Here is an 11,823-nt window from a genome sequence, read left to right as displayed (position 1 = left end):
ACGAGGTGACTAATCATGAATGACAAAATTATTGTAAAAGGTGCACGTGAACAGAATTTAAAAAATATTGATGTTGAAATCCCACGTAATCAGTTAGTTGTATTGACTGGTTTATCGGGGTCTGGAAAGTCCTCTCTTGCATTTGAAACAATTTATGCTGAGGGACAAAGGCGTTATGTAGAGAGTTTATCAGCCTATGCAAGACAGTTTTTAGGTAATATGGAAAAACCGGATGTTGATTCAATTGAAGGGTTGTCTCCGGCTATTTCGATTGATCAAAAGACGACGAATCGTAATCCAAGATCAACCGTCGGAACTGTAACGGAAATCTATGATTATCTTCGCTTATTGTTTGCAAGGATTGGTAAACCCACTTGTCCTGTTCATGGAATTGAGATACAGGCGCAATCGATTGAGCAAATGGTTGATCGCCTATATCAGTACGAGGAACGGACAAGAATGCAAATTTTAGCTCCCGTTATTGTCGGTAAAAAGGGTAGTCACGTCAAAACGCTTGAAGGATTAAAAAAAGATGGATATGTACGTGTACGTGTTGACGGAGAGATGCTGGATTTAGATGATGAAATTAAGTTAAATAAAAATAAAAAGCATACGATTGAGGTTATCGTTGACCGCATTTCATTAAAGCCAGATACTCGTTCAAGGGTTGCGGATTCATTAGAAACTGCTTTGAAACTTGGAGCAGGTAAAGTATTAATTGATGTTGTAGGCCGTGAAGAATTAATCTTTAGTGAGCACTTTTCGTGTCCTTATTGTGATTTCTCCGTCGATGAACTTGAGCCGCGCATGTTCTCATTTAATTCTCCTTTTGGTGCTTGTCCTGAGTGTAGTGGCCTAGGGGTACAAAAGAAAATTGATATTGACCTATTAGTCCCAGATCAGCGATTATCTATTAGTCAAGGGGCTATTCGTGGATGGGAAAAAGAAGAAACTCATGGGCGTAAGTTATTAGATACCGTATGTCAACATTATGGGATTGATTTAGATAAACCATTTGAAGAATTGAGTGACGAGGAAAAGAACATTATTTTTTATGGAACATCAGAGCCTATTCATTTTCAACTTCAATCAGAGAGTGGAGTTAAACATGAGAAGGTGGATACTTACGAAGGGGTTATTAACAATTTAGAACGAAGATATATGGAAACGAGCTCTTCATTTATGCGGGAATGGATTGAAGGGTTTATGTCTGAATTAAAATGTAATAGATGTCATGGAAAACGACTCTCTGAACAAGCATTATCCGTATTAATTGATGGAAAAAATATTGATGACTTTACGGAATTATCGATTCAGGAAGCTTTAGATTTTATTCAGGAGTTAAGGTTAAGTGAAAAGGATTTAAAGATTGCCCATTTAATTTTAAAAGAGATTAAGGAGCGTTTGCTCTTCTTAGTTAATGTTGGTTTAGATTATTTAACTTTAAATCGTTCCGCGGGTTCCCTGTCAGGAGGAGAAGCTCAAAGGATTCGATTAGCTACTCAAATTGGGTCACGCCTATCAGGAGTTTTGTATGTGTTAGATGAACCTTCTATTGGTCTTCACCAGCGGGATAATGATCGATTAATTGATACCCTAAAGTCCATGCGGGATTTAGGAAATACGTTAATTGTTGTTGAGCATGATGAAGATACGATGATGGCGTGTGACTATTTAATCGATATCGGTCCCGGTGCAGGAATACACGGTGGGGAAATCGTAGCTCAGGGAACACCAGAAGAAGTTATGCAAAATGATCATTCAATTACAGGTCAGTATTTGAGCGGTAAAAAGCAAATCTATTTACCAAAGGAACGTCGAAAAGGAAATGGACAATTTATAGAGATAAAGGGTGCAAAGGAAAACAATCTTAAAAATATTAACCTAAAAATTCCGATGGGAATTTTAAATGTGGTGACGGGCGTATCAGGGTCAGGAAAATCAACGCTTATTAATGATATATTATATCGTTCCATTGCCTCTAAGCTTTATCGGATTAAGGATAAGCCGGGTGAACATAAGGAGTTAAAGGGCATGGAGTATATTGATAAAATCATTGATATTGATCAATCACCGATTGGTCGAACGCCACGTTCAAATCCTGCCACTTATACGGGAGTTTTTGATGATATTAGAGATCTTTTTGCGTCAACTAATGAGGCAAAGGTTCGAGGATATCAAAAAGGCCGTTTTTCGTTTAATGTGAAAGGCGGAAGATGCGAATCTTGTCATGGCGATGGCGTATTAAAAATTGAAATGCATTTTCTACCAGATGTTTATGTGCCTTGTGAAGTTTGCCATGGAAAACGTTACAATCGTGAGACACTTGTGGTTACCTATAGAGGAAAAAATATATCAGATGTATTAGATATGACAGTCGAGGATGCTTATATATTTTTTGAACATCATCCGAAAATAGCACGAAAATTAAAAACACTTTCTGATGTAGGATTAGGTTATTTAAAATTAGGACAGCCTGCATCGACCCTATCTGGGGGAGAAGCACAACGTGTGAAATTAGCATCCGAATTACATCGTCGTATTACGGATAAAACGGTTTATATTTTGGATGAACCGACCACGGGGTTACATATCGAGGATGTGAAAAGACTGTTAAAAGTTTTAAATCGCATGATTGACGAAGGTGCAACGATTGTTGTGATTGAGCACAATTTAGATGTTATCAAAATGGCTGATTATATTATTGATTTAGGTCCAGAAGGCGGAACAAGGGGCGGAACTATTGTGGCTAAAGGAACCCCGGAAGAGGTGGCTAAGGTACCAGAATCATATACGGGTAAATACTTAAATAAAATTTTAGTACGTGATCGGGAAAGACAAAAAAATCTTAGTTAATTAACGAGACTAGGATTAGTCTTACGGTGTATTTGGTGTTTTAGTAACATTGGATAAGATAAATTTTTAAATTTATATATAGATATGGATTGTTGTTCCCATCTAATTTTTTATGCTAGATAGGCAATCCTACTTACTTGAAGTAACCACACTAGGCAGTTCGATTTGAATTGTAGAAGAAAGTTATGTTTTTGAGGATACAAAGGAGAGAAGACGTAAAAATGTCCTCTCTCTTTTTTTAGTCGATGATATTAGCAGCATAAGAGGGATAAATGTGAATGGTTTTTAAATGAGGGATTAGGTGTATTAATAAAAAATATTTTTAAAAATTAATGTATTCTGTATAGTGTATTAAAAAAGGACCAATAATAGAGTAAACAGATTAATATTTAAATTTTTTCTTCTTTAGACAAAAAGTCTTAGTAAAATAAGGAAAAATATCGAAAACCGAACATTTTGTGTCTTTTTCGGGTCTAATTATGTTCTTTTTGTGTAAAAAGTGTATTAAACAAAGGGTTAATCGGTTTAGAAGGTTGACCTTTTTTTTGTACGCGTGCTATGATAGGCACGTCGTAAGCTCACTCTAGAAAGATTACTTGCTTGTTTATCGGACGTAAAGAAGGAGGTGAACTGTTGCTAAAATGGGCTATCGATGAAAGTCGTTAGGATTTGTTTTAGGCAACAGGCGCATGAGATGAAACGAGATCTAATTGCATTTATTATGTCATTATGCGTAATTGTAGTTGGAATCTACGCTGTCATGCAATCCAACTTGAAGGAAGTAAACATCAATGATAACGGAGAGCTGAATACATTCACCACATATCAACAGACGGTGGATGCCTTGTTAAAAGAGCAAGGAATAAGAGTTGGAAATTTTGATGATATGAATGTAAGTTTTGATGAAGAAATTTACGATGGAATGGACATTGAGATTAATCGTGCCCAGTCAGTCGTTATTAATGATGGTGGAATCAAAACTTTAGTCATGACAACAGAATCAACAGTAGATGATGTATTAAAACAACGTAGTATTGAACTTAGTTCAACAGATGAAATTTCAGTCGATAAATCTTCTTTGGTTGAGGGAGATATGGAAATTGAAATTACACGTGTAGAAAAAGCATATGAATCCGTATTTGAAGAAATTAATTTAGATACAGAGTATGTTTACACGGAGGACATTCCACAAGGGGAACAAGAAGTATGGAATGAAGGTTCGCCAAAAGTAGTCGAACGCGTCATCGAAAAGGTTTATAAGAATGGAGAACAGATCGAACAAACTGAAGTAAAGACGAATGTGGTTGACGAAGGTCAAACCAAAACGATTGCAATTGGAACGGGTCCAATTACATCTTTCGTTGCTAATATGACTGCCTATGATATTCATTGTGCAGGATGTGGAACACGAGTGGCGTGTAAACCATACACAGATATTAGCTCAACCATTTACTATAATGATAGTACATATGGTTCAGTTCGGATTGTTGCCGCTGGAAAAGATTATCCATGTGGAACAATCGTAGACATTGACGGAATCGGTAAAGCGATTGTTTTAGATCGCGGTGGTGCTGTTACCGGAAATGATTTAGATTTATTGGTCAATACAAATCCATGGGATTTTGGCCGCAAATACAAACAAACTAAAGTCCTCAGATTGGGCTGGTAATCTTTCGTTTACGAAACGTAATCGTCATCAAAATTTTATATGCTTGTAGAGGGATGGACAGTTAGTGAAAGTTCTTACGACAATCAATAATTTAGGTCATTAGCTGAAGTCATATAAAAGGCGAGAAACGTCGTTGCGTAAATAGTATGAAAAGGGTCTTCTGATTTTAACGTCGATCGGTTAAAGTCAGGAGACCTTTTTTTGTTATTAAGAGACATCTGTAAAAAAGTAATCTAATTTACAACAATTACTAAAAGTTTATGATAGAATAGAATTAGATTATTGGCGCGAACTATATTAAATTGATCTGGATTAAAGAAAGATCCTTCTTTGTTTTATAAAGATGATTTAAAGGTTAAAGTAGGTCAATATTTAAAAATAAGCATTCCTAAGTTAAATTCAAGAGGAAGATAATTTCTAGATAGCGTGTTCAGAATAATTAGTCAGATTCATTTATTTATGAGTAGAGGGAGCATATTCTTAATAGCAATCATTCAGTAGAGGTATAATTAATACGAAGGTTTGTTGAAGATGATTTTATTTTTACTTTAATATAAAGTATTTTCATTGCAGAGTGAATTTGTCATTATTCCAACTTCTAGATTATTTACTAGAATGGTGAATGAATTGTTGGAGTCGGTTACAGACTATTGAAGGGAAATCGTGTTTGGGGGAATTTTTTAGTCTAATTCATGTACATTCTATCTTATTGAAAGAATTTAATCCCTATTTATTAAAGGAAGCTTTGGAAACAATCCGTGAGGCTGGTTAGTTTATATTATAATTTGGTGGTGAATAGTTGATGAACGTAGTAACAGTTGAAGATTTAGTAGCGGAATTAGAGCTAGAGATCGTGACAGGGAAGGATAAATTGAATCGTCCGATTACAGAGCAGATGTTGTCACGTCCTGGAATGGAATTAACAGGTGTTGTTGAGTACTTTAGAGATAGTGCGAAGCGTCGTGTACAAATTATTGGGACTAAGGAATGGTTATACTTAGAGTCGCTCGATAGCGAGGTTCGACGTGAAAGAGCCCGTGTTTTATTCACTGAGGAAACGCCTGTCATTGTGTTTTCAAAAAATTTCAATATTCCACAAGAGATGATTGAACTTTCTGAGGAAACAGGGGTTCCACTTTTAAGAAGTGCAAAAGAAACGACCGTTTTATTTACATCTATTTCTAACTATTTAGAGGAGGCATTATCTCCTATCGAGTCAGTTCATGGAGTATTAGTGGACGTCAATGGAATCGGTGTTTTAATTACAGGTAAAAGTAGTATTGGGAAAAGTGAGACTGCGTTAGAGTTAATCCATCGTGGACATCAGTTAATTGCAGATGATCGTGTTGATATTTTTGAAAAAGAACCAGGTTTAGTAGTAGGGCGTGCTCCAGAATTGTTACAACAGTTTATCGAGGTACGTGGAATCGGAATTATCAATGTCGTTGAGATGTTTGGGGCGCGTGCTTACCGTCATAAGAAACGTGTAACTTTAATGATTGAACTAGAAGATTGGAATAATGAAAAAATATATAATCGCATTGGTTTGTCAGATGAGACGACTCGCTTATTCAATACGGACATTCCAAAAATCACGATTCCAGTTCGTCCGGGACGTTCGATTGCTTCATTAATTGAAGTTGCTGCTATGAATCATCGGTTAAAGGTAATGGGGTATAATGCGGCAGAAGCATTTACTAATCAATTAAATCAGTTTATTCAGTCAAAGAGTAATCATTAAAAAGTGAGGATGAGTTATCCTCACTTTTCAAATCAGATAGAATGGAGGAAGGGTATTGGATCATTCAACAATTGAACCGCTTAATAGAGTATTTTTGCAACTTGGCCCACTTACGATTTATTGGTATGCTGTTTTTATCATGTCAGGGGTTGGCTTAGGCCTCTTTTTAGCAGTGCGTGAAGGGAAGAGAATGGGAATTGGATCAGAGTTTTTTTATGATCTCGTTACTTATGGATTACCTATCTCAATTGTGTGTGCTAGACTTTACTATGTTTTATTTAGTCTTGATTATTATTTAGCTAATCCAGGCGATATTATTAAAATTTGGCAAGGTGGATTAGCGATTCATGGTGGAGTAATTGGAGCAGTCATTTTTGGCTATATGTTTTGTAAAAAGAGAAAGGTTAATTTTTGGCTAGTCGCTGATATCGCAGGGGCAAGCTTTCTTATTGCGCAGGCACTTGGGCGTTTCGGTAATTTTATGAACCAAGAGGCGCACGGTGGAGCAGTTCCCGGATCAACGTTAGATGCTCAACGGGAGTTTTTAAAATCTTTATTTATTCCTGATTTTATTGTGAATAATATGTATATAAATGGGGTATATTATCATCCAACATTTTTATATGAATCTTTATGGAATATAATAGGTTTTTTAATTATTATTTTTATTCTCCGTAAACTATCTCGTGTACTTGTTGGAGAGATTGCGGCTTTTTACGCTATCTGGTATTCGGTTGGACGTTATTTTATTGAAGGAATGAGAACAGATAGTCTAATGTTAACAGATTCCATCAGGGTAGCACAGTTTATTTCATTAATGATTATCCTTGTTGTTTTTTCTATCGTGATTGGACGTCGCATGATGAAGAAGGAATTAATTTCATATAGGAGCTTTTATAAATCATAAGTCTTGGAATCGATGAGATTTCAATCTATTTAGGAGGTGTGATAGAAGGGATGTTAAAGGCTGTTTTATTTGATTTGGATGGAACGTTAGTTAATACAAATCACCTGATCTTTAATTCTTTTAGACAGGCATTTTCGGAATTAATGAGTCATCGTGTATTAAGTGATGAGGAAATTATGGACTGTATCGGTCCGACTCTTCATCAAACGGGTGAGAAGTATTTTCAAGATAATGCGGAGCAATTTGTTCATTGCTATCGTAAATATTATCAACAAGATCATGATGAGATGATTGAGGCATTTCCGGGAATTGTCGGGATGTTGCAGATGCTTCAAGAAATGGGATTAAAATTAGTCATTGTGACTTCAAAAAAACGTGACATGGCGATTAAGGGATTATCTTATTTGAATTTGCTCTCATTTTTCGATTTAATTGTGTCATCTGACGACGTAACAAATCCTAAGCCACATCAGGAACCAATTCAACGCGTGTTAGATTACTATCATTTTTCGGTTGATGAATGTTTAATGGTTGGGGATAATTCGCATGATATTGAATGTGCTCATGCTGCAGGTGTGAGGAGTGTTGCGGTAGGATGGGCAATGCGAGGTTCGGATTATTTGAAAACGTATCATCCGACTTATATAATTAATGAGGCAAAGGAATTAGTTGATATTGTTAAAAAGGAAGGGATATAGAATGGAAAAGATTTATGATTTAGCTATTATTGGCGCGGGGCCAGCAGGGATGACTGCTGCAATTTACGCGGCACGTGCAAGTTTATCAGTTGTAATGATTGAGCGAGGTGCACCGGGTGGGCAAATGGTGAATACATTTGAGATTGAGAACTATACCGGTTTTGAAAAAATTTCGGGTCCTGAGTTATCGATGAAGATGTTTGAACACGCTCAAGCGGCTGGGGCTGAATATGCATATGGCAATGTAGAGAATATTAGTTTAGGTGATGATGACATTAAGATTATTGATTGTGGGGATCATCATATTAAAGCACAGACAGTTATTGTGGCAACGGGAACTAAACACCGATTATTGAATGTGCCAGGAGAAAGTGAGTTATCTGGCCGCGGTATTTCTTGGTGTGCGGTTTGTGATGGTGCTTTCTTCCGTGGGAAAAAAGTAGCCGTTATTGGTGGGGGTGATTCCGCAATTGAGGAAGCTATTTATTTGGCGGGACTTGTTGAAAAGGTTGTTGTTATTCATCGCCGTGATGAGCTACGTGCACAAAAGATTTTACAAGAAAGAGCTTTCGCAGATGACAAAATTGAGTTCGTATGGGATTCCGTTGTAGAAGAGTTTGTAAATAAAGATGGAAAGTTAGGCGGAGTTAAGGTTAAGAACGTAAAAACAGATGAAGTATCTAGTATTGAAGCAGACGGTGCCTTCATCTATATTGGTCTAGACCCAATCACTGATATGATTAAAGAGTTAGAAGTGACAGATGAGGCTGGATATATTGTAGTGGACCATTCAATGATGACACCGGTTCCGGGAGTTTTTGCAGCGGGAGATGTTATTAGTAAAGAACTTCGTCAAGTTGTTACTGCTGTAAATGACGGTGCCATTGCAGCGCAGTCGGCATTTAAATATATTGAAACGAAATTAAGATAACTAATACTAATAAAAAAGTAAAATGTACCCTAGAGAGTAGACAAATAAAAAAAGTCTACCTTCTAGGGCCTTTTTGTTATAATATTAACTATTAGATTTTAGGAGGATTTTAAATGAGCAAGAAGTTATTTACACCACAAGAGATTGAACAACTCAAACAAAACGAATATGTTAAGTCAGTATCTGAAAAAGGGATTACTTATACGAAAGAATTTAAGGAGAACTTTATTATGATGAGCGAGAAAGGAAAGTTTCCGCGAGAGATATTCGAATACTATGGATTTAATGTTACGGTGCTTGGCATGCAGCGTGTGAATTCTGCAGCTAAACGTTGGAAACAAGCCTTTAAAACCCAGGGCCCATTAGGATTGGATGATAGTCGTACTAAGAATTCTGGAAGGTCCCTAAAACGAGAGTTAACGCTAGAAGAACAATTATTACGCACGCAGGCTGAATTAGAAGTTTTAAAGATTGAGAACGAATTATTAAAAAAGTTGAGACTCATGAGAAAAATGCTCGAATAGTCTCTAAAGAAGTAAAGTTTCAAATGATTCATCAAGTAGTGAATCAGACATCAACTAAATTTAAATCTTTAATTTCTCATTTATGCGATAGTCTTGGTGTTTCAAGATCAGGTTATTATCGTTATTTTTCGTTATGTGCTGAAGAAGCTCGTTTAAAGCGATTAAAGGAGGAACAACATCGTTTAGAAGTTATTCAAAAGGCCATTTGTTTTAAGGGACGAAAAAACAAGGGAATTCGCCAAGTAGCGATGGTTCTTAAAGGGGAATTCAACATTATCTTTAACCTAAAATCTATTCATCGAATCATGAAAAAGTATGGACTATTGAGTCAAGTTCGTCGAAGCAATCCCTATCGTAAACTCGCTAAAGCGACACAAGCACATCGTGTCTGTCCAAATCTTGTTAATCGTCAATTTAGGCCATTAGAACCTTATAAAGTTCTATTAACCGATATCACTTATTTAAAATATGGAAAGGGTCAGACTGCCTATCTCTCGACCATCTTAGATAGTGCAACAAATGAAGTTTTAGCTTTTCAATTAAGTGAGCATTTAAAGATAGATTTTGTTCTCCAAACACTGAACCAACTTCAAGAAAATCCGACTGTCCAATTAACGAAGGAAACGATTATTCACTCCGATCAGGGCGTGCATTATACGAGTCCGCAATTTTCGAATCAATTAAAGGAATTAGGAATTCAACAATCAATGTCTAGGAAGGGGAATTGTTGGGATAACGCTCCACAAGAATCATTTTTTGGGCATCTAAAAGATGAAGCAGATATAACCAATCAACTGACATTTGATGATTTACTCATTGAAATTGAAGAATATATAGATTATCATAACAACTTTAGATATCAATGGAATTTAAAAAAGCTGACTCCTGTAGGATACAGAAATCAGCTTCAAGTTGCTTAGGTTTTTTTCTTTGTCCTTGACAAAGGGTACAGATTAAAATGGGATTGTAGGTAATCGAAAATAGTTATTCTTTTTTTTAGATTAAAAGTAGGATACCGACATATAATATAGAGTTGTTAGAATCAACGTTGTCAATATCATTTTTCCTATTTCGCTCGGATGTGTGATATAATAGCGATAGTGGAAGAGGGTGGAATAATGCGTGTCGTAAACAGTTTATTGCTAAAAGATGACAAAATATTGTTGTTATTTAAACAAAGTCGTCAAAAATGGTTTTTACCAGGTGGGAAAGCCGAATTTAGCGAAAATGTTATTCAAACGGGAATAAGGGAATTTTTTGAGGAGTCTGGCCTTCAATTACAGCACGTTAGCCTTGGTGCCGTGACGACGGTTGTAGTCGAAGAGGCTAAAGGACAAAAGGAATGGATGTTATACACAATTAAAGGGACCGATGCCGATGGCTCATTACAGGAGGTTAATCGCGAAGGCATTTTAAAGTGGCATGATGTAAGTGAGTTAGATCATTTACCGATGTTTGAAGGTGATCGTTTTATCATTAAGCATTTAATTCATCACGATGAACCCATCGTATCGACACAGTTTTATACTTCGACTTATGAACTAATTAAGGTTATATCAAGTTACGATGTTGAGGATAAAGAAGTTTTAAGTTAACGAATGAAAATGAAGGGGTGTGCTTAGATGAAGAAAATTAATTTATTAATTGTAACCGGAATGAGTGGTGCCGGGAAGAGTGTCGTTTTAAATAGTCTCGAAGACGTTGGTTATCATTGTATTGATAATTTTCCACCGAAACTGTTACCTAAATTAACAGATTTAATTATGGGGACCAGTGAACATGTAGTTAATTTAGCGGTGGTTATTGATTTACGTTCATTGGATTTTGATTCTATCGATGAGATGTTATACTTTTTACAAGATAGTCACTATGTGAATGTTCATGTTCTATACTTAGATGCGAATGATGAGACGTTAGTGAAGCGATATAAGGAAACACGTCGAACACATCCGTTATCAAGAGATACCAACTTATTAGATGGAATTCATAAGGAACGTAAATTACTAAAACCTATTTTTGATATTTCTGATTTTAAAATTGATACGACGGGTTTACCAGCAAAAGAATTAAAGAAACAAATCATTACGAAGTATGGGAATATCGATAAGGATTATTTTAGCGTAACATTTATGTCGTTTGGATTTAAACATGGGACACCGATTGACACAGATATTATGTTCGATGTTCGATTTTTACCTAATCCATTTTATATTGAGGAGATGCGTCCACAAACCGGGCTTGATGAAAGTGTTTATGAGTATGTCATGGGGTTTGAGGAGACCACAACATTTTTATCGAAATTGACTGATTTATTGCAATTTTTAATTCCAAAATATAAAGCGGAAGGAAAATCTCAAGTTATTATAGGAATTGGGTGCACGGGTGGACAACACCGATCAGTGGCAATTGCGGAGTATTTATCTCACGCATTTGAACATGACTATGCGACGAATGCCACACATCGGGATATTCATCGTGCGTATAAAAAGTAGGGGGA

At 36.1% G+C, this 11,823-nt stretch carries 9 protein-coding genes; all 9 read left to right on the top strand.

Annotated features, from left to right (window positions below; all coding sequences use genetic code 11):
* The first annotated feature begins 15 nt into the window (after positions 1–15).
* The 9 genes from uvrA (at position 16) to rapZ (ending at position 11,818) form a co-directional block, all read left to right on the top strand.
* Positions 16–2,856: an excinuclease ABC subunit UvrA gene (gene uvrA, locus VXM77_RS10605; RefSeq protein WP_262953678.1), complete on the top strand. Its 2,841-nt coding sequence runs from the start codon at positions 16–18 to the stop codon at positions 2,854–2,856.
* A 652-nt stretch (positions 2,857–3,508) separates the two neighbouring features.
* Entirely contained in the window at positions 3,509–4,525 is a 1,017-nt protein-coding gene (locus VXM77_RS10600) for a 3D domain-containing protein (protein ID WP_237658955.1), read from the top strand.
* Positions 4,526–5,327: 802 nt separating this feature from the next.
* Positions 5,328–6,266, top strand: a complete 939-nt coding sequence (gene hprK, locus VXM77_RS10595) for an HPr(Ser) kinase/phosphatase (RefSeq protein ID WP_161832325.1) — start codon at positions 5,328–5,330, stop codon at positions 6,264–6,266.
* Positions 6,267–6,321: 55 nt separating this feature from the next.
* Positions 6,322–7,173 carry a prolipoprotein diacylglyceryl transferase gene (gene lgt, locus VXM77_RS10590; protein ID WP_161832326.1) on the top strand — a complete coding sequence of 284 codons (852 nt, stop codon included), beginning with the start codon at positions 6,322–6,324 and terminating at the stop codon, positions 7,171–7,173.
* 50 nt (positions 7,174–7,223) lie between these two features.
* Complete coding sequence (gene ppaX / locus VXM77_RS10585; protein WP_161832327.1) at positions 7,224–7,871, top strand: pyrophosphatase PpaX; 648 nt, start codon at positions 7,224–7,226, stop codon at positions 7,869–7,871.
* A 1-nt stretch (position 7,872) separates the two neighbouring features.
* The gene (trxB, locus tag VXM77_RS10580) at positions 7,873–8,802 is read left to right on the top strand and encodes a thioredoxin-disulfide reductase (protein WP_161832328.1); all 930 of its coding nucleotides are present in this window, start codon (positions 7,873–7,875) and stop codon (positions 8,800–8,802) included.
* A gap of 113 nt (positions 8,803–8,915) precedes the next feature.
* Positions 8,916–10,246 (top strand): IS3 family transposase gene (locus VXM77_RS10575; protein ID WP_262951243.1). Its coding sequence is split into 2 segments (ribosomal slippage): positions 8,916–9,297 and positions 9,297–10,246, totalling 1,332 coding nucleotides; the frame shifts between segments, so codons are not numbered across the junction.
* A 198-nt stretch (positions 10,247–10,444) separates the two neighbouring features.
* The gene (locus VXM77_RS10570) at positions 10,445–10,921 is read left to right on the top strand and encodes an NUDIX domain-containing protein (RefSeq protein ID WP_338506321.1); all 477 of its coding nucleotides are present in this window, start codon (positions 10,445–10,447) and stop codon (positions 10,919–10,921) included.
* Between the two features lie 27 nt (positions 10,922–10,948).
* Entirely contained in the window at positions 10,949–11,818 is an 870-nt protein-coding gene (gene rapZ / locus VXM77_RS10565; protein ID WP_161832330.1) for an RNase adapter RapZ, read from the top strand.
* Positions 11,819–11,823: the final 5 nt, after the last annotated feature.

It is taken from the genome of Turicibacter sp. KK003 (assembly GCF_037014675.1).
Taxonomy (GTDB): Bacteria; Bacillota_I; Bacilli_A; order MOL361; family Turicibacteraceae; genus Turicibacter; species Turicibacter faecis.
This window is presented reverse-complemented; position numbering and strand designations above follow the sequence as displayed.